We start from the raw sequence: 23,124 nt of genomic DNA on the forward strand, positions 1-23,124 counted from the left end.
CGCTTGGCCGAGCCCGGTGATGGACAAGAGGGGAGACGATGAAGGCAGTTATCTTGGCAGGTGGTCTCGGCACGCGGATCAGCGAGGAGTCGCACCTCAAGCCCAAGCCGATGATCGAGATCGGTGGCAAGCCAATTCTTTGGCACATCATGAAGCAGTATTCCGCCCATGGAATCCACGACTTCGTCATTTGCCTGGGCTACAAGGGCTACGCTATCAAGGACTTCTTCGCCAACTACTTCCTCCACACCTCCGATGTCACCTTCGACATGTGCAACAACCGCATGGACGTTCACCAGAACTACAGCGAGCCGTGGCGCGTAACCTTGATCGACACCGGTGAAGACACCATGACCGGCGGCCGGCTGCGTCGGGCGGCGCGTTATCTGGAAAACGAAGAGGCGTTTTGCTTTACCTATGGTGACGGCGTCTCGGACCTCAACATCGGTGCGCTGGTGGATTTTCACCTGGCCCACGGCAAGCTCGCCACGGTCACCGCCGTCCAGCCTCCTGGACGTTACGGTGCGCTTGAGCGCGACGGCGATAGCGTCCTGGGTTTCACCGAAAAACCTCGGGGTGACGGTGGCTGGATCAACGGTGGTTTTTTTGTACTCTCGCCCAAGGTCCTGCCTTATATCGCTGACGACCAGACTTCCTGGGAGGCCGAACCGCTGGCGGCGTTGGCAACGGAACAGCAACTGCAGGCGTTCCAGCACGACGGTTTCTGGCACCCGATGGACACCCTGCGGGATAAAAATCATCTTGAGGCCCTGTGGCAAAGCGGGGAGGCCCCATGGAAGCAATGGGGTTGAGTCCGGAGTTCTGGCGCGGCAAGCGGGTGCTGGTTACCGGCCACACCGGTTTCAAGGGCAGTTGGCTGGCGCTGTGGCTGCAAAGCCTGGGCGCGCAGGTCAGTGGCTTTTCCCTGGATCCGGCCACTGATCCAAGCCTGTTTGAGTTGGCCCGCGTAGGCGAGGGCATCGATGATCGGCGCGGTGATTTGCGCGACCTCGGTGCCTTGCTGGAAGTGCTCGCCGACGTGCAGCCGCAGATTGTCCTGCACCTGGCGGCCCAGCCGTTGGTGCGTGAAGGTTATCGCGATCCGCTGGGCACTTACTCCAGCAATGTCATGGGCACCCTGAACCTGCTCGAAGCGGTCCGTCAGATCGGCGGCGTGCGAGCCTGTGTCCTGGTCACCACCGACAAGGTCTACGCCAATCAGGAATGGCTGTGGCCCTACCGCGAAAACGAAGCTCTGGGCGGCCATGATCCTTATAGCAGCAGCAAGGCCTGCTGCGAGTTGCTGGCGCAATCTTATGCCGCCTCGTTTTTCTCCGCCGATCGTTACGCCGAACACGGCCTGGCCCTGGCCACGGCCCGGGCCGGAAACGTGCTGGGCGGCGGTGACTTCGCCCCTGAACGGCTGATCCCGGACGTGCTCAAGGCTTGGTCGGCGGACGAACCGGTGACGCTGCGTTATCCCCAGGCCGTACGCCCCTGGCAGCACGCCCTGGAACCGCTGGCCGGTTACCTGCAATTGGCCGCGCGGCTCCTTGAGCAAGGCCCGGAGTTCGCCGGTGCCTGGAACTTCGGCCCCGGCGAGGCTGATATGTGCAGCGTCGGCGAAGTCGTCCAGTTGCTCGCCGAACGCTGGCCGCTGGCGCCGGGCCTGCGGATCGAACCGAGCGATTTGCATGAAGCCGGCCTGTTGCGCCTGGACAGCAGCCGCGCCCGGCAGTTGTTGGGTTGGCAGCCGCGTTGGTCGTTGCAGCAGTGTCTGGCCCAGACCCTCGATTGGCATTTGGCGTGGCAGAACGGCGATGACATGCGTCAGGTCACCCTCGGCCAATTGAACCTGTACCGAGGCGCGTTGTGAGCGAGTTTTTGTTAAAGGCATTGCCTCTTGCCGGGCTATTCAGCGTCCAGCACAAACGCTTCGAAGACCAGCGCGGGCATTTTGCCCGGCTGTTCTGCGAGGGCAGTCTGAGCGCGTTCGGCCAACCCTTTCATATCCGTCAGATCAACCATTCCTGCACCCGCGAGCGAGGCAGTGTGCGAGGTCTGCATTACCAGAGCGCGGCGCAACCGGAGGCCAAATTGATCACTTGCCTGCGCGGTGAGGTCTGGGATGTGGCTGTGGATTTGCGCCCCGATTCCGACACGTTCCTGCGCTGGCATGCCGAGCATTTAACGGCGGGTGACGGACGCAGCCTGTTGATCCCGGCCGGATTTGCCCACGGGTTCCAGACTCTGACTGACGATGCCGAACTCCTGTATCTGCACAGTGCCGATTACGCCCCGGAGCATGAGGGTGGCGTGTCGGTCAATGATCCGCGGCTGGCGATTGCCTGGCCGCTGCCTGTCAATAATCTGTCGATCCGGGACAGCAGCCATCCCTTGCTCGATGAGCATTTCGCTGGAGTGCGTGTATGAATTGCCGAGGTTGCGGGACTGCCCTGGTGTTGCCACTGATTGACCTTGGCACGTCGCCGCCGTCCAACGCATACGTGCGGGCCGACCAACTGGAGCAGGCCGAGCAGTGGGTGCCGCTCAAGGTTGCGGTATGCCAGCAGTGCTGGCTGGTACAGACCGAGGATTACACCCGCGCCGACAGTCTGTTCGACGCCGACTATGCCTATTTCAGTTCGTTCTCCAGTACCTGGCTGGCCCATGCCGAGCGCTATGTGGCCGAGATGGTCGAACGCTTCGATTTGACCCCGGACAGCCGCGTGGTGGAGATTGCCGCCAACGACGGTTACCTGTTGCAGTACGTGGCTAAGCGCGGCATTGCGTGCCTGGGCGTCGAGCCGACCCGCAGCACCGCCGAAGCGGCTCGTGAAAAGGGTCTGGACATTCGCGAGCTGTTCTTTGGCCGCGATACCGCGTTGCAACTCATGGGGGAGGGTTGGGCAGCCGACCTGATGGCGGCCAATAACGTGCTCGCCCATGTGCCGGACATCAATGATTTCCTCGCCGGTTTCGCCACGCTGCTGAAGCCGACGGGCGTAGCGACGTTTGAGTTTCCGCAATTGCTCACGCTAATGGCCGGGCAGCAGTTCGACACCCTGTATCACGAACATTTTTCCTACCTGTCGCTGACGGCCGTACAAACACTGTGCGAGCGCAACGGGCTGGAAGTATTCGATGTCAGCCAACTGTCGACCCACGGCGGTTCGTTGCGGGTGTTCGTCCAGCGTGCCGATGGCGTGCAGCGTCCGGTGCAGGCCACGGTGCAACAGCAGTTGCAGGCTGAGCTGTCTGCTGGCGTGAAAACTTCTGCGTATTACGCCACCCTGGCGCCAGCCGCGGAGGCCATCAAGCATGGTTTGCTGCGCTTCCTGTTGCAGGCCAAGGCTGATGGCAAGCATGTGGTCGGTTATGGTGCGGCCGCCAAAGGTAATACGTTGCTCAACTATGCTGGGGTCAAACCCGACCTATTGGCCTGGGTCGCCGATGCCAACCCGCACAAACAGGGCAAGTACCTGCCGGGCAGTCGAATCCCTGTGGTGTCGCCTGAGCGTATCGCGCGGGAGAAACCCGATTACGTCCTCGTCCTGCCCTGGAACCTGTTGAGCGAAGTCAGCCAGCAGTTGGCCGAGGTTCGCCAGTGGGGTGGGCAGTTCGTGATCGCCGTGCCTGAGTTGACGGTGCTATGAAGGTCCTGGTGACTGGCGCTACGGGGTTCGTCGGCCGTCATCTGGTCCAGGCGTTGCTAGCGCGTGGCTGTGAGGTAAGGGCTGTTGCCCGTCGGGTCGAACCGGCGAGAGCATTGCCTTGGTTCGACCAGGTCGAGTTCGTGGCGGCTGATGTTCACGATGACGCGCTGGACGTCGCGGCGCTGGCCGAAGGAGTCGATGCGTTGGCGCACCTGGCATGGCCTGGGTTGCCGAATTACCAGGCACTGTTTCATTTCGAACACAACTTGATGGCTGATTATCGCTTCATCAAAAAGGCCGTCGAGGCAGGCGTTTCCCAAGTGCTGGTCACTGGCACCTGTTTCGAATATGGCCTGCAAAGCGGGCCGCTCGACGAGCAGACTGCGCCGCAACCGGCCAATCCTTACGGCTTGGCGAAAAATACCTTGCGCCTGTTTCTCGAACACCTGCAACGCGAGCATCCCTTTACCTTGCAGTGGGCCCGTCTGTTCTACCTGCATGGCGCTGGCCAGAACCCCAACAGTCTGCTGGCGGCGCTGGACCGGGCGATCGATGCGCAAGCAGCGGTATTCGATATGTCTGGGGGGGAGCAGTTGCGCGATTACCTGCCCATCGAGACTGCGGTCGCCCATTTGGCTGGCCTGCTGCTGCGGCGGCGATTCAATGGCGTGGTCAATTGTTCCAGCGGCGAGCCGGTGTCGGTGCGCGCGCTGGTGGAAGCACACCTGCGCGAGCGTGGTGCCGTCCTTCGCCTGAACCTGGGCCATTATCCTTATCCGACTCACGAACCCATGGCGTTCTGGGGCGTGGCTGACCGTTTGCAAACCTTATTGGGAGCCGCACATGACGCGTGAGCTGTACCGGGCCACCGGTCTTCCGGTGCTGCAAAACCGAACCTTTGCCGATGAGCAGTCGGCCAAAGCCTCGGCGTGTGCCGATATGGTACTCGTCCAGGACGAAGTGAGCGGGTTGGTCTTCAACCAGGCATTCGATGCCGACAAGCTCAGCTACGACAGTGATTATCAGAACGAACAGGCCCACTCAGCTCAGTTCCAGCAGCATCTGTCTGAGGTAGAAGGCATCATTGCCCGGCATTTCCGCGCTCAGGAGCTGATCGAGGTCGGTTGTGGCAAGGGTTATTTCCTGGAGCTGCTCAAGCAACGAGGCTACGCCATCACGGGCATCGACCCGGCCTACGAGGGCGATAACACCGATGTGATCAAGGCGCCGTTCACTCGTGACCTGGGCCTGTCGGCCGATGCAGTGGTGCTTCGTCATGTGCTTGAGCACATCCAGGACCCGCTGAGCTTTCTCGCCGAAATCGCAGCGGCCAACCAGGGCGGACAAATCTACATCGAAGTGCCTTGCCTGGACTGGATTCTGGAGCATCGCGCCTGGTTCGACCTGTTCTACGAACATGTCAATTATTTCCGCCTTGATGACCTGCGCCGAATGTTCGGCACGGTACATGAGGCCGGACATCTGTTCGGCGGCCAGTACCTGTACATCGTGGCTGACCTGGCTACGTTGCGCCTGACGCCGGAAGAACCCGCGGCGGAACTTGCGTTGCCGGACGGCTTCACTGCCAGTCTCGGGCGCGCGGTGCAGATTATCCAGGCTGCGCCGCAGCAGGGCTCGGCGATCTGGGGGGCTTCGTCCAAAGGGGTGATCTATTCGCTGTTCCTGCAACGCGCTGGTGTGGCGGTGGACTGCGTGGTGGATATCAACCCGGCCAAGCAGGGACGATATCTGCCCTTGAGCGGCGCGCGCGTCTGTTCACCGGATGAGGCGCTGGATACCTTGCCTGAAGGGGCGCACGTGTTTGTGATGAATTCCAATTACCTTGAAGAGATCAAGCGGATGACCGGTGGGCGTTACGTCTACCACGCCGTTGACAGTGCTTCGTTCCAATAACCACGAGATTCGAACATGACCGACAACACGATCCATAAAGCCTTCGAAGCCCAATGCCAGACCGAAATCGCCGGTCAAGGCCAAGACCAGAAACTCGTTGGCCTGGCCAAGGAGTTTTTCAACGAATCGGCCCGTCACAAGTACAGCTACCATTTTTCCTGGATGGGCCGCCCCATCATCCAGCTGCCGCAGGACATGATGGCCATGCAGGAACTGATCTGGCAGATCAAGCCTGACCTGATCATCGAGTGCGGCATCGCCCACGGCGGTTCGATCATCTATTACGCCTCGTTGCTGGAACTGCAAGGCCACGGCGAAGTGCTGGGCATCGACCTGGATATCCGCCCGCATAACCGTGAAGCCATCGAAAACCACCCGATGAGCAAACGCATCTCGATGATCGAGGGCTCGAGCATCGATCCGGCCATCGCCGAGCAGGTCCATGCTGCGGCCAAAGGCAAAAAAGTCATCCTGGTGCTCGATTCCAACCACACCCACGACCATGTCCTCGAAGAACTGCGCCTGTACGCACCGCTGGTTTCGGTGGGCAGCTATTGCGTGGTGATGGACACCGTGGTCGAGGACATGCCGGCGGACTTTTTCCCGGATCGTCCATGGGGCCCGGGCGACAACCCGAAAACCGCGGTGTGGAAATACCTTGAGGAAAATGGCGATTTCGAAATTGACCGGCAGTTGCAGAACAAGCTGCTGATCACCGTTGCACCGGATGGCTATCTGCGCCGGGTTCGTTAATTCATCCGTATCAAATCATTGGCGTCTGGCAGGTTGTGGGGACAGGAAATATGCAGGTTCGAAACAATGCTCAAAGCAACGTGGCACCGCTGAACGAGCGGTTCACGGTGGTGGTGATCTCCCACAACCGCAGCGCGTTCCTGCGCCGGACATTGCATTACTACAGCGGTTATCCGTGTTCGGTGCTGGTGCTTGATTCATCGGTCGAGCGCGATGAGCAAATTGCCCGGGACTTTCCGTCGGTCGATTACCGGCACTTGCCGCAGTTCACCTACAAGGGGCTGCAAGACAAGTTGGTGTACGGCGTCAATCAGGTCTCGACGCCCTACATGGTGTTCGCCGCCGATGACGATTTCCTGCTGCACGATGCCTTGACCGAGTCGGTGGAGTTCCTCGAAGCCAATCCTGACTATGGCCTGTGCCATGGCTACGGGATCATGTACCTGTCCTGTGCGACCGAAGTGAACTATTTCCGTCGTGATCGCAAGGTTCATGAGGACTACAACAGCGAACTGTCCGAAGACCGGGTGATCCGCTTCATGGATCAGTTCCTGCCGCCGTTCTATGCCGTGACCCGCACCGACCTGCTGCAGCAGTGGTACGGCATGCTGCCGCCAGGCACCAGTTTCGAATGGCAGGAAATCGGTCATACCTTTTACTTGCTGGCGTGCGCCAAGGCGCGGATCCTGCCGATTCCGTTCGCCGTGCGCGAACTCAACTACGGCGGTTCCGAACACAACACCAATGTGTTGACCGTGCTTAGCTACAAGGACGCCAAAAGCGTTGCCGAGCGCGAGCAATTCGCCGAGTTTCTGGCGTCCCTTCCAACGCCGCTGCGCGAGCAAGCGCCGGGACGTGCCAAGCAGATCGCTCTGGACAGCTTCGCGGCCATGGCTGACTGCCTGCAGCAGGGGCGTTCACTCAAGGGCACACAGATCATTCGTTCGGCCTGGCTGGAAGCAGGGGGCGAGCCGATACGTTCGTTTGGCCCACAGCAGTTTGTCGAGATGCCTTTCTACAACCAACGGGTATTCGATCTGCTGACCCAGTTCGAATTCCTGCTGCATGCCATGCCGGCCGGTCGCCTTCAGCTTCAGCAACTGGAAGGCATCCTGCTGCGCCAGCACGAATTGATGCAGGTGCAACCCAACGACAACGAACGCACGATACGCAGCCGTTTGTGGGAAGCCCAAGGTCTTTATGCGTTCAACCGTACCGTGGTCAAGCGCCTGGCCGAGTCGTTGAAGAACAGCGACGAGCCTGAGGAGGCGGTGAAGTTGCAGGCCTGGCTCGAGCGCCTGGACTCGGTGCCGGGACAGCAGGGTCGCCGGTTACTGGAGAACATGCACTCCGGCCGCTTGTTGAGCTGGCTTGAGGCACGTAACCCTGATGAACAGCAACTCAAGTCCATCGCCGCCCACCTGGCCGAGCGTCAGGGCGGGCCGCGGTTTGGCATCCTGTTGCTGGATCTGGACGCTGACATGTTCAAGTTGCAGGCCTCCTTCGACAGCCTGGTCAATGGCCATTGCAAAGCATTCAACGTAGTGGTGTTCACCACCGGTGATTTGCCGGCGACCACCTCTGTGCGTGACACCGTGCACTTCGTCAAAGTCAGCACCGCCAATTACGTCGAGCGCATCAATCAGGTCGTCGGGCAATCCACCGCCGACTGGCTGTTGCTGGCCGAAGCCGGTGACCAGTTCACCCAAAGCGGCCTGCTGCGCGCCAGCCTCGAACTGATCGGTGCCGAGGGTGTGCGTGCGGTAGCCATGGATGAAATCCAGCGCAAGACCGATGGCGGCCTCACCGACGTATTCCGTCCGGGGGTCAACCTTGATCTGTTGCAATCGGTGCCTTCGTTGATGGCGCGGCATTGGCTGATTCGCCGTGAGGTGCTGACCCAGGCCGGTGGCTTTACCGCGCAATACACCCAGGCGCTGGAACTGGACCTGCTGTTGCGCCTGATCGAGGACGAAGGGCTCAGCGGTCTGGCGCATCTGGCCGAACCGTTGTTGATCTGCAACGCCCCGGCGCAGGAAGAAAACCCTCAAGAGCGTCAGGTGCTGACCCGTCACTTGGCTGCCCGGGGCTACCGCGCCCAGGTCACTTCGGCCCAGCCGCTGACCTACCAGATCGATTACCAGCACGCCGAGCGACCTCTGGTGTCGATCATCCTCGAGAGTCGCGACAACTTTGAACACGTCCAACAGGCGTTGGTCAGCGTGCTGCAACGTACCCGTTATCAGCGTCATGAAATTCTGATCGCTGACAACCACAGCCAATCCGAAGACCTGATCCAATGGCTGGATAGCCTGGAAGGCAAGGGCGAACGGGTTCGCATTCTGCGCAGCGACCGCCGCTTGAGCGCTTCTGCGTTGTACAACTGGGCCAGCGGTCAGGCCAAAGGTGATTATCTGGTGCTGCTGTCGGCCCAGGTGCAAGTGGTCAATGCCAACTGGCTCGACAGTTTGCTCAACCAGGCCCAGCGGCCTGAGGTGGGGATCGTCGGCAGCAAACAGATGGACATCCGCGGTGTCACCACCCAGGCCGGGCTGGTGCTTAAACCCGACGGCCAGGTGGGCTCGGTGTTTGTAGGCGAACGCAAAGACGCCAAGGGCTACCTCAATGGCCATCAGGTGGAGCAGAGCTATTCGGCGGTGTCGGGCGCTTGCCTGATGATTCGCAAGGACCTGTTCGAAGCCGTGGACGGCCTGGACGAGGAGCACTTCGCTGACGCGTTTGCCGACGTCGATCTGTGCCTGAAAGCGGCCGATGCGGGTTATCTCACCGTCTGGACCCCGCAGGCCCAGATGCTGCACCCCGGCACATTCGTCGAAGCGCCACAGGCTGCCGGCGCCCTGCAGGACAAATGGCAGGCGCGCTTCGAACACGACCCGGCCCGTAACCCCAACCTGGCCTTGACCGGTACCGGCTTTGCGCTGGGCACCGCCTCGGCGGTGGACTGGGCGCGGTTGTTGGCTTAGGCCTGGTTGTCAGGCAAAAGGACTCAAGGCATGTTCAACGGTAAATCGATTTTTATTTCCGGTGGCACCGGTTCGTTCGGGCGCAATTTCATCCGGCGGTTGCTGGAGCAATACCAGCCCAAGCGCGTGGTGGTATTTTCCCGCGATGAGCTCAAGCAATACGAAATGCAGCAGACGTTCAACGCCCCTTGCATGCGTTATTTTTTGGGGGACGTACGTGATGCTGACCGTTTGCGTCAGGCCATGCGCGGGATTGACTATGTAGTGCACGCTGCGGCTCTCAAGCAAGTGCCGGCAGCGGAATACAACCCCACCGAATGCATACGCACCAACGTCAATGGCGCCGAGAACATTATTGCCGCAGCCATCGACAATGGCGTGAAAAAGGTCGTTGCGCTGTCCACCGACAAAGCGGCCAGCCCGATCAATCTATACGGCGCGACCAAGTTGCTGTCGGATAAGCTGTTCGTGGCAGCCAACAATATCGCGGGTGAACAGCAAACCCGGTTCGCTGTGGTGCGCTACGGCAACGTCGCCGGCTCGCGAGGTTCCGTGGTGCCGTTCTTCAGCAAATTGATCGCAGAGGGTGCGACGCAGTTGCCGATTACGGATGAGCGTATGACCCGCTTCTGGATCACCCTCGATCACGGCGTGCAATTTGTGCTCGACAGCTTTGCCCGTATGCATGGTGGTGAAGTCTTCGTACCGAAGATTCCGTCAATTCGCATCGTCGATCTCGCGACGGGGATGGCTGGGCATTTACCTCACCAGAACGTCGGTATTCGTCCCGGCGAAAAACTCCATGAGCTGATGGTGCCGCTCGATGATGCGCGCATGACCATTGAGTTTGCCGATCATTACACCATCCAGCCATCGATTCGCTTCACCAGCGTGGATGTGGATTTCGCGCTGGACAACCTGGGTGAGCGCGGCAAGCCTGTGGCGGAGGACTTCGAATATCGCTCCGACACCAATCCGCACTTTTTGTCGGTGGATCAGATTGCCGACCTTCATGCCCGGTTGCCGACATGATTCCCTACGGTCGGCAAAGTCTCGATCAGGCTGATATCGATGCGGTGGTCGCGGTATTGCACTCCGATTGGCTGACCCAGGGGCCGGCTCTTGAGCGTTTCGAGCAGGCCATGGCCCTGCGTTGCCAGGCCGCTCACGCCGTGGCGGTGTGCAATGCGACCTCTGCGCTGCACATCGCCTGCGTGGCGGCGGGGCTCGGGCCAGGTGATCGTTTATGGACCACCCCCAATACCTTCTTGGCCTCGGCCAACTGCGGGCGTTATTGCGGCGCGCAGGTCGATTTTGTCGATATCGATCCGCTGACCTGGAATCTCGATGCCGCTGCCCTTGCCACAAAACTTGAAGAGGCCGAGCGCGATGGGAGGCTGCCCAAGGTGCTGGTGGCGGTGGCGTTCTCGGGGCAAAGCTGTGACATGCGCAGAATCGGCCAGCTATCGGAGCGGTACGGCTTTACAGTGATCGAGGATGCTTCCCATGCAGTGGGGGCGTCTTATGCGGGCCGGCCGGTGGGCTGTGGCGAATTCGCGGACATGACCGTGTTCAGTTTCCATCCGGTGAAAATCATCACCAGCGCCGAAGGCGGCATGGTCCTGACCAATCGCCCGGAACTGGCACAGCGCCTGCAACGCCTGCGCAGCCACGGAATGACCCGCGAGGCCGGCCAAATGACCGAGCCCAGCCATGGGCCGTGGTATTACCAGCAAGTCGAGTTGGGTTTCAATTACCGCATGACAGACCTGCAAGCCGCGCTGGGGCTCTCGCAGTTGAACAAGCTGGATGGGTTTATCGCACGGCGCCGTGAGCTGGCAGCGCGATACCATCGTTTGCTGGGCGGTTTGCCATTGACCTTGCCCGGCTTACAGCCCGACGCGGAGTCGGCCTGGCATTTGTATGTGGTGCGCTTGCAACTTGACGGCATCACCCTCAGCCATCTTCAGGTATTCGAGGGCTTGCGTGCGGCCGGGATTGGCGTAAACCTGCATTACATTCCGGTTCATCTGCAACCGTATTACCGTGACCTGGGATTTGCCGCAGGTGATTTTCCCCAGGCCGAACGTTATTACAGCGAAGCCATCAGCTTGCCCATGTTTCCTTCCCTCAGTGATGAACAGCAGGACTATGTGGTCGAGCAACTGCGCCGATTGCTTGAGGAGTAATGAGGTGAACGCCATCGCGATCATTCCCGCCCGGGGCGGCAGCAAGCGGATCGCTCGCAAGAACCTGAAGCTGTTCGCTGACGTGCCCATGATTGTCCACTCGATTCGCACGGCCCTGGCCTCGCGGCTGTTCGATGAGGTGATTGTCAGCACCGACGACGAAGAAATCGCCGAGCTGGCCCAGGATCATGGCGCGCGGGTACCGTTCATGCGTCCGGGCGCGCTGGCTGATGATTTCACCGGGACGGCAGCGGTGATCGCCCATGCGGTGGGCGAGTTGCGCGAGCGGTCGTTCGATTTCGCCTGTTGTATCTATGCCACCGCTCCGCTGTTGCAGGCGCGGTTCCTGCGTGAGGGATTTGAGTTGTTACGCGAGCACCCCGACAAGTCGTTCGCGTTTTCAGTGACCGGTTTTGGTTTTCCCGTACAACGGGCCTTGACCCTGGATGAGCAGGGCGCGCTGACCCCGCTTTATCCGCAGTTTCGCGACACTCGCTCTCAGGACCTGCCGGAAGCTTTCCAGGATGCCGGCCAGTTTTATTGGGGGCGTCGGGAGGCCTGGTTGCGGGGTGACGTGCTGTTTTCCCCCAACAGCCTGCCGGTGATCCTGCCCCGCCATCTGGTGCAAGACATCGATACCCCTGAAGACTGGAAACGGGCCGAATACCTCTACGCCGCCTTGAAAGCAGGCGGGGAGCTGCAATGAGGGTACTGATTCGCGCGGACGCCTCGCCAACCATTGGCAGCGGGCACATTGCTCGCTGCCTGACGCTGGCTCGCGTGCTGCGCGGGCAGGGGACGCACGTGGCGTTTGCCTGCCGCTCGCTGTCAGGGCATCGATTACAGGCATTGGCAACCGAGGGCTTCGCAACCTTTGCCTTGCCGGATCTCTATCCCGACGAGGATCCGCTACAGGCGATCGAGTCGTTGCTGCCCTGGCAGGCGGATATCACTGCGTTGGAACAGGCTTTGAGCGGTCAGCCGGGTTTCGACTGGATCATCGTCGACCATTACGGCCTGGACCATCATTGGCAAACCGCCGCACGGCGCTTTGCGCCCCGGATCATGGCCCTGGACGACCTGGCAACACGCACCTATAGCGTCGATCTACTGCTCAATCAGAACCTGTCCGGCACCCGGGCCGCGTACGCAGGGCTATTACTCGAGCACTGCCAGACACTGCTCGGGCCGCGGTACGCATTGTTGCGTGATGAGTTTTGTGGTCGGGCGATTGAGCCACAACCCAAGGTCAGACGGGTACTGGTTAACTTCGGCGGGTTTGATGCAGCGATGCAAACCCATCACGCCATGCGAGCGCTGGCGGATTTTCATGATCTTGACGTCGATTTTGTCGCCGGAGCCGACAACCCCGCCTGGGCTCAGATGCAAGTGATGGTGGCGAGTCGGCCGCGTTGGCGATTGCACAGTTTCGTGGGCAACTTCCATCAACTCATGTTCGAGGCGGACCTGTTCATCGGGGCCGGTGGCGGGACCAGTTGGGAGCGCGCCGCGATGGGCCTGCCGACGATTTGCATTGCGGTGTCGAACAATCAGCAGGCCAATGGTGAGGTGATGGCGACGTTTGGCGCACACGTGTATCTCGGCCCTCGGGAAGTGGTCAGCGTCGAGCAGTTGCGCCAGGCCATCGGGTTCGTTGCGGACAATCACGGCATGCGCTGTAGTTTGGCCCAGCGCTCACGGCAATTGGTCGATGGCTTGGGTGCAAAAAGGGTCGCAGCGACGCTGGCCGGTGCCTTGCTCCAGATTCGCCCGGCCACGCAAGCCGACGCCCAGCTGCTTTTTGACGGTCGTAACGCCGAGGCCGTGCGCCGCGTATCGCTGGATACGTCGATCATTGACTGGGACCGCCATTGTCAATGGCTACAAGCAAGCCTGGTCAACGCGCAGCGTCTGTTACTGATCGGTGAAACCACGGACGGGCCCGTGGGCGCCTTACGTTATGACTTGCAAGGCACCGAGGCGCTGGTGTCGATTTATCTGTTCGAAAGTCGCCTGGGGCTTGGTTGGGGCAGGGCGCTGCTGGCCCATGGCGAAGCCTTTGTTACCACCCATTGGCCTCAACTACGAACTCTCACTGCGCAAATATTGCCCGGCAACCCAGCATCCCTGAACCTGTTTCGGCAGGCCGGTTTTATTCAAAGTACCTGCGTGTTCACGCGTGTATTGAAGGATCACCCCCATGAGTAGTTTCAAAATCGGCCACCGCAGCATCGGGGCGCAGGTGCCACCGTTCATCATTGCCGAGATGAGCGGCAACCATAACCAGTCCCTGGAGGTGGCGTTGCAGATCGTCGAGGCCGCCGCCCGAGCCGGTGCCCACGCCTTGAAGCTGCAAACCTACACCGCCGATACCATGACGCTGGATTTGAGCGAAGGTGAGTTCTTCATCAAGGACCCCAACAGCCTGTGGGCCGGGACCTCGCTGTATGACCTGTACAAAAAGGCCCATACACCGTGGGAATGGCATGCGCCGATTTTCGCCCGGGCAAAGGCGCTGGGGATGCTGGCGTTCTCGACGCCGTTTGACGAGACAGCCGTGGATTTCCTCGAGAGTCTGGACGTGCCGGCCTACAAGATCGCCAGTTTCGAAAACACGGATCTGCCGCTGATCCGTCGGGTCGCTGCCACCGGCAAGCCATTGATTATTTCTACCGGTATGGCAAGCATCGCCGAACTCGACGAAACCGTGCGTGCCGCCCGCCAAGCCGGCTGCAAGGATCTAGTGCTGCTTAAATGCACCAGCACCTATCCGGCCACGCCAGCCAACAGCAATGTGCGCACCATCGCTCATTTACGAGAACTGTTCGGCTGTGAGGTGGGCTTATCGGACCATTCCATGGGCGTCGGGGTGTCTGTCGCCGCCGTGGCGTTGGGCGCTACCGTGGTGGAAAAACATTTCACTCTTGACCGCGCCGCCGGCGGAGTGGACGCCAGTTTCTCGCTGGAACCGGCGGAACTCGCGGCGTTGGTGATCGAAACCGAGCGCGCCTGGCAGGCGCTTGGGCAGGTGCACTATGGCGTGACGGAGGCTGAGCGCAAGTCGCTGGTCTATCGCCGGTCGCTGTACGTGACACAAGACATGAACCCTGGTGATGCGTTTACACCGCAGAACCTGCGGGCCATCCGCCCGGGCCTGGGACTGGCTCCCAAGCATGCGGACGCCGTGATGGGCCGGTGCGCTCGCCAGGCGATCGCGCGGGGTACTCCCCTGGCCTGGACACTGGTTGAATAGCTTTATGATCGAGCTTAATCAGTAAAATCGCGTGACCTGTGAGTCATAACGCGCATCTTCACTGTATTGTATTGACCGGGAAGATGGCGCCTGGCCCTTATCAGGCCCAGTGATAGCCCTTTACACTTCCCGTTTGTCGGCGCCCCTCGAATCCTTACGAGCGGTGGTATTGGGCTGTTTTTAATTGGGAAGCCGTAATGATTGGCATAAAAGGCATTGCGAGCTACGTTCCTGTAGCCGGCGTGGACAATTACGCACAAGGTGCGAAGTTCGACAAGGATGAAGAGTTCATCCTGGGTAAGATCGGTTCCGCCTTCTTGCCGCGCAAGGATGACGGGCAGGAAACCTCGGACCTGTGTGTAGAAGCGGCCAATGCGCTGTTTGCCAACAATCCCGGCCTCAAGCGTGAGTCTGTCGATGTACTGATCGTCGTTACCCAGAACGGTGACGAAGAAGGCTTGCCTCACACCGCGGCCATTGTTCAGGACAAGCTCGGTTTGCCGACCACGGTGGCGGCGTTTGATATTTCCCTGGGCTGCTCGGGTTATGTCTATGGCATCTACGCCATAAAGGGGTTCATGGAGGCCGCCGGCCTGAAGAATGGCCTGCTGATAACGGCGGACCCGTATTCGAAGATCGTCGACCCGGAAGATCGCAACACCACGATGTTGTTTGGCGACGCCGCCACCGCTACCTGGATGGGCGAGGATGCACCCTGGCATTTGGGCAAGGCCAAGTTCGGCACCGACGGTTCCGGTGCACCGCACCTGAAGGTCAGCGACGGCGTGTTCTTCATGAACGGTCGCCAAGTGTTCAATTTCGCCTTGATCAAGGTGCCGGCCCATTTGCATGAATTGCTCGCCGATTCCGATCTGCAAGCCAGCGACATTGATGCCTTTTGCATTCACCAGGGCAGCGCAGCGATTGTCGATGCGGTGGCCCGGCGTTTCGAAGGTGAGCCGGAGAAGTTCATCAAGGACATGGTCGAGACCGGGAACACCGTGTCATCGAGCATTCCATTGCTGCTGGAAAAGCACGTGCTCGATTCCGACTGGAAACGCGTGGCGTTAAGTGGTTTTGGCGTGGGCCTGTCCTGGGGCTCGGCGATCATTTATCGTCCTTGAGCCGTTAAAGCCTGAGCACAAAAAATAGCGTCCAAGGTGTAACCTTGAACGCTATTTTTTTTGCCCGATGGAAAAGCGAGACGCCATGAGCGAGTTCTTTGAGCGCAACTTCCAGGTCATCGAGCAGCGCTGGCCGGCTCTGGCTCAGCGGTTGCTGCTGGAGAATACCGATGAGTTGCAGGCCGATCTGGTGGAGGGCCTGGGTTCGACCCTGAGCATCAACGGCATCCAGCTGACCAGCCGGCATGACCGTCTCGCCGAAGCCGAACTGCAAGCCGCCAGTCTGCCGCAGGACGCCAACTCGGTGCATGTCTATGGCACCGGGCTGGGGGATCTGCAAAGCCGGCTGCTGCAGCGGGTAGAGGTCGAGCGCCTGCACGTGCATATCCTCAATGGCTCAGTGTTCGCCCTTGTGTTGCAGTTGCTGGATCAGTCGTCATGGCTTGCTGACACACGGGTCGAAGTGCTTTATGCCGGCGATCTGGCAGAAATCCAGCTACCGTTTTTCGCCCTGCCCGCCGAACTGGTGCTGGCCGATGATTTCAACGCGAAGATTCGCGATCGATTGATCAGCGAAATCCATCTGGCCTTTAATAACCGCGAATTTGACCCCCGGAGCCCGGAGATCATCGAGCGTTTGCAAGCCACCTTCGGTCTCGTACAAAGGGATCATGATGTCGCCGAGCTGTTTGGCACCCTCAATGGACGCGAAGTTTTTGTCATCGCCACCGGGCCGAGTCTCGAGCAACATTTCGAGCGGCTGCGCGTGCTGAATGAGCAAGCCGAGCGGCCGCTATTGATCTGTGTCGATACGGCCTATCGGCCCCTGATCACCCAGGGCATCCGGCCGGATATCGTGGTTAGCATTGATCAACGCATTTCGGCACGCCACCTTCCGCCCGAAGACACAGGCGACATTGCCCTGGTTTACCTGCCCATGGCGGATCCATCGGTGATTGAAGCCTGGCAGGGGCGCCGTTATGCCGGTTATTCCGCCAGCCCTGTCTATCATCAAATGCGCCAACAACTGCCTCGGGGCAAGCTGTACGTAGGTGGCAGCGTGATTCATCCGGCCGTGGACCTGGCCGTCAGGATGGGCGCGGCGCAAGTCACCTTGTTCGGAGCTGACTTCGCTTTTCCCCATGACAAGACCCATGCGGGTTGGGGCGACGGCGACCTGGGGCCACAGTTGGGCGTGGCAAAACACTGGGTTTTGGACGGCCATGGTCAGCGCGTCAAGACTCAGCTCAACTTTCGCAGTTATTTGTGTGAGCTGGAGCGTTTTATCGCTGGGCACCCGCAGGTGCGTTTCTATAACAGCAGCCGGGATGGGGCGATGATCGTGGGGACTGCTTTTCATCCGGAGTTTGTGCGATGAGCGGCCTTGAGGGTGTGATCGAAGACGCGCGCCGGTGTGCCCGGCTGTTTCGTCTTGGCTGCGATGTCGAGGCGGGGCTGGCGATGGTTGCAGTGATCGAGGCCGCGCAGCCTTTTGTCGAGCTTATGCCAGGCGATGTCCAGTCATCCTGGAGCGGCTTGCTCGGCTTGATGTTCCACGATCAGCAGGCTCAGAACTGGCTCTCGCTGGCGGATTATCTTGAGTATGAGCTGGTTGACTTGTTGACCGCTGGTCCGGCGGTTTAAGTCCATTTCTCTCTCAATTGAGGCCGTTGCTTGATGGAAGGACGGCCCTGGCATTTCCCTGACGTCATTTTTTTACCTCCAGGCCCTGCCAAGTCCTTGATTTACGAGGGGTGGCACCCTGATGGCAAATTATTTGAAAAAACCGCTAAAGCAAGTTCCGATTACGACGATAACTATTACGAAGGTTCTCTAGGCCACACCCGGCGGTTGCCAGGGCCGGAAGCCGCAGTACCCAACCAACGAGGAATTCGTCATGGCTTTAACAGTAAACACCAACGTCACATCGTTGAACGTTCAGAAGAACCTGAACCGGGCTTCCGATGCTCTCTCCACTTCGATGACCCGTCTGTCTTCCGGCCTGAAAATCAACAGCGCCAAAGACGACGCCGCCGGCCTGCAGATCTCCACCCGTATGACCTCGCAAATCCGCGGTCAGACTATTGCGATCAAGAACGCCAACGACGGTATCTCCATCGCTCAGACCGCTGAAGGCGCTCTGCAGGAATCCACCAACATTCTGCAGCGTATGCGTGAACTGGCAGTACAGGCACGAAACGACAACAACGGCACTGCTGACCGTGATGCTCTGAACAAAGAATTTGCTCAGATGTCGGACGAACTGACCCGTATCGCCAACTCCACCAACCTCAACGGTAAGAACCTGATCGACGGTTCCGCTGGCACCATGACCTTCCAGGTCGGCTCCAACACCGGTGCTACCAACCAGATCACTCTGACCCTGAGCGACAGCTTCGACGCTGCGACCCTGAGCGTTGACTCTGCTGCCATCGCGATCAGTGCTGCAGATAGTGCTGAGGCTGAAACCAACACTTCCGCTGCAATCGACGCGATCGACGCTGCTCTGGCGACCATCAACGCCAGCCGTGCGGACCTCGGTGCTGCCCAGAACCGTCTGACCAGCACCATCTCCAACCTGCAGAACATCAACGAAAACGCCGCCGCTGCACTGGGTCGCGTACAAGATACCGACTTCGCTGCTGAAACTGCACAGTTGACCAAGCAACAGACTCTGCAACAAGCCTCTACCGCAGTACTGGCTCAGGCCAACCAACTGCCATCCGCTGTACTGAAGCTGCTTCAGTAATAGTCGGATGAGTTTTTAGCGGGGGAGTGCGCTTGCGTGCTCTTCCGCTTTTTCAGTTCATGAGGTGATGGACATGGATATGAGCGTGAAGCTGAACTTGTCTTATCCAGCTGCGAAGCCGGCGACGACAATTGCCGACAAGCCAGTGGAGAAGCCTCGAGCCGATGCTGCCACCGTGGTACCGGTCAAGGATGAACCGAAAGACGCTGTGGCCGAGCAGGAAAAACTGAAGAGGGCGGTTCAGGAAATCGAAACCTTCGTTCAGTCGGTCAAGCGTAACCTGGAGTTCTCAATCGATGAGCCTTCAGGCAAAGTGGTTGTCAAAGTGATTGCCAGTGGCTCCGGTGAAGTGATTCGCCAGATCCCAAATGAAGAAGTGCTTAAACTGGCGAACAGTTTGAATGATGCAAGCAGCCTGTTGTTCAGCGCGCAAGCCTGATAGCTGGCACGAATTTTGTTCTTTTAGTCTTTTGAGCGTTGTAAAGGTCAAAAGGCCGGCGGCACACTGAAGGGAGTCCCACATGGCAAGTCCAATTCTACCTGGCTTGGGTTTAGGCTCTGGCCTTGATACCGGTGCTATCGTCAAGGCATTGGTGGATTCTGACAAAGCAGCCAAGCAAGGTCAGATTGACCGTGCCACCAAGACCAATACGGCCAATATTTCAGGTATCGGCACTCTGAAATCGCTGTTGGCTACCTTCCAGTCCACGCTGAAAAGCCTGGGTAGCACGACCACGCCTCAATTCACAGGGGTTGCCGCTACTTCGGCCAATACAAGTGCCTTGACGGTGACTGCCGGCAACTCGGCGGTGAGCGGCACTTACACGGTAAACGTCACTCAGTTGGCTACCTCGTCGAAAGTTGCGACGGCTGCTTTCGCAGGTGGTGCTTCCAGTGCTGTGGAAACCGGTACGCTGACCATCAGTCAGGGGGGCACGGATTACACCCTTGATATCCCTGCTGATTCGACGCTGCAGTCGGTTCGGGACGCAATCAACAGCAAGTACTCCTCCAGCGGTCTGACCGCCAACATCGTGACCGACAGTTTCGGTTCACGTCTGGTAGTGGGGTCGACGAAGACTGGTGCAGGCAGCGATATCTCTCTTAGCGGTGTTGCCAGCCTTGCGGCTGACGGCTCCGTAGCGATGGCCACCCCCCCAACCGCAACTTCTTCAGGTTCCCTGGGGTTTGCCAAGGACGCCATTTTCAGTGTTGATGGCCTGGCAATGACCAGCCCGACCAACAAGTTGGATAATGTGGTCTCGGGCTTGAGTATGACGTTGCTCGTTGCCAATACCGGTCCAACGACGGTCACTGTCGCCACCAACGCTGATGGCTTGAAAGCTTCAATTCAGAAATTCGTCGATGCTTATAACGCCGTTGCCAGGGCTGTGACATCCCTGACCAAGCCGTCGACGGATGCGGAAGGTAATTCGGTCCCCGCGGCATTGACCGGTGACTCGTTACCACGCTCGCTTTTGGCAGCTATTCGAGCGCCTTTGTCCGAGACTGGTGCTGGTGACAAGCTGACCGTTCTTTCTCAGTTGGGTATCACGACCAACCAAGCGACCGGTGCTCTGGATTTTGACAGCGGGAAATTTACCGCTGCGTTGAATGACAAGCAGTTGGGTGGGGAGGTCCAGACGCTGTTCGCGGGAGAAAATGGTCTGCTTGCACGCATGGATAATGCAATCAAGCCCTATACGGAAGGCAAGACCGGTTCGGGTGGAGCGTCGAATGTCGAAGCTATCCTGACCACTCGCTCAAAGAACCTCGATATCATCAAGACGAAGCTCTTCGAAGACCAGCAAGCCCTTGATCGCCGAATTGAAACCCTCACCGCGGTACTGACCAAAAAGTACAACGACATGGATACCCTGGTCGGCAAGCTGAAAGCCACCGCCAGTAACATCACCTCCATGTTCGAAGCGATGACAGCGCAGCAGAAAAACAGCTGATTTCGCCTGATACAAAAAAGCCCGGCAGCGTTTTGACAGCGCTCCGGGCTTTCGGCTTTTTCGATCTAAAGTTTTTTGACGCGGCGTCGATACGCTGTTTATACGAACCGAAGTTTTTTTGATGAGGTAGAACATGAATCCGATGTTAGCCCTTCGCCAATACCAGAAGATTGGCGCCCAGGCGCAAACCTCCGAAGCAAGTCCCCATCGTCTGGTGCAGATGCTGATGGAGGGCGGGCTGGATCGCATTGCCCAGGCCAAGGGCGCGATGGAGCGCAAGGATATTGCCAACAAAGGCGTACTGATCAGCAAGGCCATCGGCATCATTGGCGGCTTGCGTGAAGGCCTGGACCTGGAAAACCAGGCTGAGTCGGTCGCCGAGCTGGATAGTCTCTATACCTACATGATGAATCGCCTGGCCGAAGCCAATGCCAAGACCGAACCGAAGATCCTTGACGAAGTCGCCGATCTGCTGAGCACGGTCAAGGAAGGTTGGGATGCCATCGCCGCACCGGGTCCGCAATTCTAAGGAGCACGCTCATGAGTCTTGTCCTGCAGCGAATCGAACAAACCCGTGATGCCCTGGTCGGTGCCCTGGCCGAGCGCAACTGGGAGGCAATCGGTCAATTGGACCTGGCTTGCCGTTCCTGCATGGAAGACGTTCTGAGCGAGCCTGAGGTAGACGAGGCGGCGTTGCGGAGCAATCTTGAGGAGTTGCTGGGGGTCTATCGGCAACTGCTGGAGGCGGCCACTGGCGAGCGTCAGGCGATCGTCGACGAGATGTCGCAGATCCATCAAGCGCAGAACGCGGCAAAGGTTTACCATCTGTTCGGTTAACGCTCAGTTAATCTGAACAAAGTGCGCCATAAATTTGACTGTGCACGGATTTTTGACTTAACTAGTGGCTGTTTACAGATTTCAGGCGTCTACAGGCATGACAAGTCTGCAAGCGTCTAGCTTGCCCCCTAATTCCGGGCATTGAGTTGACTAGGGAAGTTGCTATTGCATGTGGCGTGAAACCAAAATTCTCCTGATCGATGACGATAGCGTCCGCCGCCGCGATTTGGCGGTGATCCTAAATTTTCTTGGTGAAGAAAATTTACCCTGCGGAAGCCATGACTGGCAGCAGGCCGTCGGCTCTTTGTCATCCAGTCGTGAAGTCATTTGCGTTCTGATTGGGACCGTAAATGCGCCCGCAACACTTTTGGGCTTGCTAAAGACACTCTCAACCTGGGATGAGTTCCTTCCGGTTTTGTTAATGGGCGAAAATTCTTCCATTGACTTGCCTGAAGACCAGCGTCGTCGGGTACTTTCCACCTTGGAAATGCCACCCAGCTACAGCAAGTTGCTCGATTCGTTGCACCGCGCCCAGGTTTATCGCGAGATGTACGACCAGGCGCGTGAGCGCGGTCGGCATCGCGAACCCAACCTTTTCCGTAGCCTCGTTGGCACCAGTCGGGCGATCCAGCATGTGCGCCAGATGATGCAGCAGGTCGCCGATACCGACGCCAGCGTGTTGATCCTGGGTGAGTCGGGCACCGGCAAGGAAGTGGTTGCGCGTAACCTGCACTACCATTCCAAGCGTCGCGAAGCGCCGTTCGTGCCGGTCAACTGTGGTGCGATCCCGGCCGAGTTGCTCGAGAGCGAACTGTTCGGGCACGAGAAGGGGGCCTTCACTGGCGCCATCACCAGCCGGGCTGGTCGGTTCGAGCTGGCCAACGGCGGCACGCTGTTTCTCGATGAAATCGGTGATATGCCGTTGCCGATGCAGGTCAAGTTGCTGCGAGTCTTGCAGGAGCGCACCTTCGAGCGCGTGGGTAGCAACAAGACCCAGAGCGTCGATGTAAGAATCATCGCCGCGACCCACAAGAATCTCGAGAGCATGATCGAGGTGGGCAGTTTCCGCGAAGACCTCTATTACCGCCTCAATGTTTTCCCGATTGAAATGGCACCGCTGCGTGAGCGGGTCGAAGACATTCCGCTGCTGATGAACGAGCTGATTTCGCGCATGGAGCACGAGAAGCGCGGTTCGATCCGCTTCAACTCGGCGGCAATCATGTCCCTGTGTCGCCACGGTTGGCCGGGTAATGTCCGTGAGCTGGCCAATCTGGTCGAGCGCATGGCGATCATGCATCCCTACGGTGTGATCGGCGTGGTCGAGTTGCCGAAGAAATTCCGTTATGTCGACGATGAAGACGAGCAAATGGTTGATAGCCTGCGCAGCGATCTGGAAGAGCGCGTAGCAATCAACGGCCATACGCCGGACTTCACCGCCAATGCCCTGCTGCCACCAGAAGGCCTTGACCTCAAGGATTATCTGGGAGGCCTGGAACAAGGCCTTATCCAGCAGGCTCTGGACGATGCCAACGGTATCGTGGCCCGCGCCGCCGAACGCCTGCGCATCCGTCGCACCACCCTGGTGGAGAAGATGCGCAAGTACGGCATGAGCCGTCGCGAAGGAGATGAACAGGCGGATGATTGACGCCTGTTTTCCAACCGTCTGATTTTTCAGGCGGTTTTTTTTCGGCACGGGTATTGCTACAT

Annotated in this window: 22 protein-coding genes; all 22 read left to right on the forward strand. The window is 59.0% G+C overall.

The features are described from left to right. The first annotated feature begins 38 nt into the window (after window positions 1-38). The gene (rfbF, locus tag BMY45_RS11155) at window positions 39-812 is read left to right on the forward strand and encodes a glucose-1-phosphate cytidylyltransferase (protein WP_076385852.1); all 774 of its coding nucleotides are present in this window, start codon (window positions 39-41) and stop codon (window positions 810-812) included. Beyond that, window positions 794-1,876, forward strand: a complete 1,083-nt coding sequence (gene rfbG, locus BMY45_RS11160; protein ID WP_092397504.1) for a CDP-glucose 4,6-dehydratase — start codon at window positions 794-796, stop codon at window positions 1,874-1,876. The genes rfbF and rfbG overlap by 19 nt, the downstream gene beginning before the upstream one ends. Then, window positions 1,873-2,433, forward strand: coding sequence for a dTDP-4-dehydrorhamnose 3,5-epimerase family protein (locus BMY45_RS11165; protein ID WP_092397506.1), 561 nt, complete (start codon window positions 1,873-1,875; stop codon window positions 2,431-2,433). The genes rfbG and BMY45_RS11165 overlap by 4 nt, the downstream gene beginning before the upstream one ends. Next, the gene (locus BMY45_RS11170) at window positions 2,430-3,656 is read left to right on the forward strand and encodes a class I SAM-dependent methyltransferase (RefSeq protein ID WP_092397508.1); all 1,227 of its coding nucleotides are present in this window, start codon (window positions 2,430-2,432) and stop codon (window positions 3,654-3,656) included. Before BMY45_RS11165 ends, BMY45_RS11170 begins: the two co-directional genes overlap by 4 nt. Next, window positions 3,653-4,510, forward strand: a complete 858-nt coding sequence (locus tag BMY45_RS11175) for an NAD-dependent epimerase/dehydratase family protein (RefSeq protein WP_092397510.1) — start codon at window positions 3,653-3,655, stop codon at window positions 4,508-4,510. The genes BMY45_RS11170 and BMY45_RS11175 overlap by 4 nt, the downstream gene beginning before the upstream one ends. Next, entirely contained in the window at window positions 4,500-5,570 is a 1,071-nt protein-coding gene (locus BMY45_RS11180; protein ID WP_092397512.1) for a class I SAM-dependent methyltransferase, read from the forward strand. Before BMY45_RS11175 ends, BMY45_RS11180 begins: the two co-directional genes overlap by 11 nt. A 15-nt stretch (window positions 5,571-5,585) precedes the next feature. After that, window positions 5,586-6,323, forward strand: a complete 738-nt coding sequence (locus BMY45_RS11185; RefSeq protein WP_092397514.1) for a cephalosporin hydroxylase family protein — start codon at window positions 5,586-5,588, stop codon at window positions 6,321-6,323. A gap of 50 nt (window positions 6,324-6,373) precedes the next feature. Further along, a complete protein-coding gene (locus tag BMY45_RS11190; RefSeq protein WP_092397516.1) occupies window positions 6,374-9,307 on the forward strand; it encodes a TIGR00180 family glycosyltransferase in 2,934 nt (977 codons plus the stop codon). Between the two features lie 30 nt (window positions 9,308-9,337). Continuing rightward, entirely contained in the window at window positions 9,338-10,339 is a 1,002-nt protein-coding gene (pseB, locus tag BMY45_RS11195; RefSeq protein WP_092397518.1) for a UDP-N-acetylglucosamine 4,6-dehydratase (inverting), read from the forward strand. Beyond that, window positions 10,336-11,496: a UDP-4-amino-4,6-dideoxy-N-acetyl-beta-L-altrosamine transaminase gene (pseC, locus tag BMY45_RS11200; protein WP_092397520.1), complete on the forward strand. Its 1,161-nt coding sequence runs from the start codon at window positions 10,336-10,338 to the stop codon at window positions 11,494-11,496. Before pseB ends, pseC begins: the two co-directional genes overlap by 4 nt. A gap of 4 nt (window positions 11,497-11,500) precedes the next feature. Next, complete coding sequence (pseF, locus tag BMY45_RS11205; protein ID WP_092397522.1) at window positions 11,501-12,202, forward strand: pseudaminic acid cytidylyltransferase; 702 nt, start codon at window positions 11,501-11,503, stop codon at window positions 12,200-12,202. Continuing rightward, window positions 12,199-13,704: a UDP-2,4-diacetamido-2,4,6-trideoxy-beta-L-altropyranose hydrolase gene (gene pseG, locus BMY45_RS11210; RefSeq protein WP_092397524.1), complete on the forward strand. Its 1,506-nt coding sequence runs from the start codon at window positions 12,199-12,201 to the stop codon at window positions 13,702-13,704. Before pseF ends, pseG begins: the two co-directional genes overlap by 4 nt. Next, window positions 13,697-14,749, forward strand: coding sequence for a pseudaminic acid synthase (gene pseI / locus BMY45_RS11215; RefSeq protein ID WP_092397526.1), 1,053 nt, complete (start codon window positions 13,697-13,699; stop codon window positions 14,747-14,749). Before pseG ends, pseI begins: the two co-directional genes overlap by 8 nt. Before the next feature lie 197 nt (window positions 14,750-14,946). After that, window positions 14,947-15,873, forward strand: a complete 927-nt coding sequence (locus BMY45_RS11220; RefSeq protein WP_047226235.1) for a ketoacyl-ACP synthase III — start codon at window positions 14,947-14,949, stop codon at window positions 15,871-15,873. Between the two features lie 85 nt (window positions 15,874-15,958). Beyond that, on the forward strand, window positions 15,959-17,251 hold the full coding sequence (locus BMY45_RS11225; RefSeq protein WP_092397528.1) for a motility associated factor glycosyltransferase family protein: 1,293 nt from the start codon (window positions 15,959-15,961) through the stop codon (window positions 17,249-17,251). After that, window positions 17,248-17,517 (forward strand): hypothetical protein, encoded by a 270-nt coding sequence (locus BMY45_RS11230; RefSeq protein WP_092397530.1) that lies wholly within the window; start codon window positions 17,248-17,250, stop codon window positions 17,515-17,517. Before BMY45_RS11225 ends, BMY45_RS11230 begins: the two co-directional genes overlap by 4 nt. Window positions 17,518-17,770: 253 nt before the next feature. Continuing rightward, complete coding sequence (locus BMY45_RS11235) at window positions 17,771-18,622, forward strand: flagellin domain-containing protein (RefSeq protein ID WP_092397532.1); 852 nt, start codon at window positions 17,771-17,773, stop codon at window positions 18,620-18,622. Between the two features lie 73 nt (window positions 18,623-18,695). After that, window positions 18,696-19,061 (forward strand): flagellar protein FlaG, encoded by a 366-nt coding sequence (locus BMY45_RS11240; RefSeq protein WP_092397534.1) that lies wholly within the window; start codon window positions 18,696-18,698, stop codon window positions 19,059-19,061. 82 nt (window positions 19,062-19,143) lie between these two features. Further along, the gene (fliD, locus tag BMY45_RS11245) at window positions 19,144-20,580 is read left to right on the forward strand and encodes a flagellar filament capping protein FliD (protein ID WP_092397536.1); all 1,437 of its coding nucleotides are present in this window, start codon (window positions 19,144-19,146) and stop codon (window positions 20,578-20,580) included. A 133-nt stretch (window positions 20,581-20,713) separates the two neighbouring features. Then, entirely contained in the window at window positions 20,714-21,109 is a 396-nt protein-coding gene (gene fliS, locus BMY45_RS11250; RefSeq protein ID WP_092397538.1) for a flagellar export chaperone FliS, read from the forward strand. An 11-nt stretch (window positions 21,110-21,120) separates the two neighbouring features. After that, window positions 21,121-21,417, forward strand: coding sequence for a flagellar protein FliT (locus BMY45_RS11255; protein ID WP_047226242.1), 297 nt, complete (start codon window positions 21,121-21,123; stop codon window positions 21,415-21,417). Window positions 21,418-21,586: 169 nt separating this feature from the next. Then, window positions 21,587-23,062 (forward strand): sigma-54 dependent transcriptional regulator, encoded by a 1,476-nt coding sequence (locus BMY45_RS11260; RefSeq protein ID WP_092397540.1) that lies wholly within the window; start codon window positions 21,587-21,589, stop codon window positions 23,060-23,062. Window positions 23,063-23,124 lie beyond the last annotated feature (62 nt).

This window comes from Pseudomonas sp. NFACC39-1 (genome assembly GCF_900110355.1).
In the GTDB taxonomy this organism is placed as follows: domain Bacteria; phylum Pseudomonadota; class Gammaproteobacteria; order Pseudomonadales; family Pseudomonadaceae; genus Aquipseudomonas; species Aquipseudomonas tehranensis.

Excerpts from the sequence above, each read along its gene's own strand:
- fliD (WP_092397536.1), top strand. The coding sequence starts at position 19,144 with ATGGCAAGTCCAATTCTACCTGGCTTGGGTTTAGGCTCTGGCCTTGAT.
- BMY45_RS11230 (WP_092397530.1), top strand. The coding sequence starts at position 17,248 with ATGAGCGGCCTTGAGGGTGTGATCGAAGACGCGCGCCGGTGTGCCCGG.
- BMY45_RS11170 (WP_092397508.1), top strand. The coding sequence starts at position 2,430 with ATGAATTGCCGAGGTTGCGGGACTGCCCTGGTGTTGCCACTGATTGAC.
- BMY45_RS11180 (WP_092397512.1), top strand. The coding sequence starts at position 4,500 with ATGACGCGTGAGCTGTACCGGGCCACCGGTCTTCCGGTGCTGCAAAAC.
- BMY45_RS11240 (WP_092397534.1), top strand. The coding sequence starts at position 18,696 with ATGGATATGAGCGTGAAGCTGAACTTGTCTTATCCAGCTGCGAAGCCG.
- fliS (WP_092397538.1), top strand. The coding sequence starts at position 20,714 with ATGAATCCGATGTTAGCCCTTCGCCAATACCAGAAGATTGGCGCCCAG.
- pseB (WP_092397518.1), top strand. The coding sequence starts at position 9,338 with ATGTTCAACGGTAAATCGATTTTTATTTCCGGTGGCACCGGTTCGTTC.
- pseG (WP_092397524.1), top strand. The coding sequence starts at position 12,199 with ATGAGGGTACTGATTCGCGCGGACGCCTCGCCAACCATTGGCAGCGGG.
- BMY45_RS11190 (WP_092397516.1), top strand. The coding sequence starts at position 6,374 with ATGCAGGTTCGAAACAATGCTCAAAGCAACGTGGCACCGCTGAACGAG.
- BMY45_RS11260 (WP_092397540.1), top strand. The coding sequence starts at position 21,587 with ATGTGGCGTGAAACCAAAATTCTCCTGATCGATGACGATAGCGTCCGC.
- BMY45_RS11225 (WP_092397528.1), top strand. The coding sequence starts at position 15,959 with ATGAGCGAGTTCTTTGAGCGCAACTTCCAGGTCATCGAGCAGCGCTGG.
- BMY45_RS11185 (WP_092397514.1), top strand. The coding sequence starts at position 5,586 with ATGACCGACAACACGATCCATAAAGCCTTCGAAGCCCAATGCCAGACC.
- BMY45_RS11220 (WP_047226235.1), top strand. The coding sequence starts at position 14,947 with ATGATTGGCATAAAAGGCATTGCGAGCTACGTTCCTGTAGCCGGCGTG.
- rfbG (WP_092397504.1), top strand. The coding sequence starts at position 794 with ATGGAAGCAATGGGGTTGAGTCCGGAGTTCTGGCGCGGCAAGCGGGTG.
- rfbF (WP_076385852.1), top strand. The coding sequence starts at position 39 with ATGAAGGCAGTTATCTTGGCAGGTGGTCTCGGCACGCGGATCAGCGAG.
- pseC (WP_092397520.1), top strand. The coding sequence starts at position 10,336 with ATGATTCCCTACGGTCGGCAAAGTCTCGATCAGGCTGATATCGATGCG.
- BMY45_RS11175 (WP_092397510.1), top strand. The coding sequence starts at position 3,653 with ATGAAGGTCCTGGTGACTGGCGCTACGGGGTTCGTCGGCCGTCATCTG.
- BMY45_RS11255 (WP_047226242.1), top strand. The coding sequence starts at position 21,121 with ATGAGTCTTGTCCTGCAGCGAATCGAACAAACCCGTGATGCCCTGGTC.
- BMY45_RS11235 (WP_092397532.1), top strand. The coding sequence starts at position 17,771 with ATGGCTTTAACAGTAAACACCAACGTCACATCGTTGAACGTTCAGAAG.
- pseI (WP_092397526.1), top strand. The coding sequence starts at position 13,697 with ATGAGTAGTTTCAAAATCGGCCACCGCAGCATCGGGGCGCAGGTGCCA.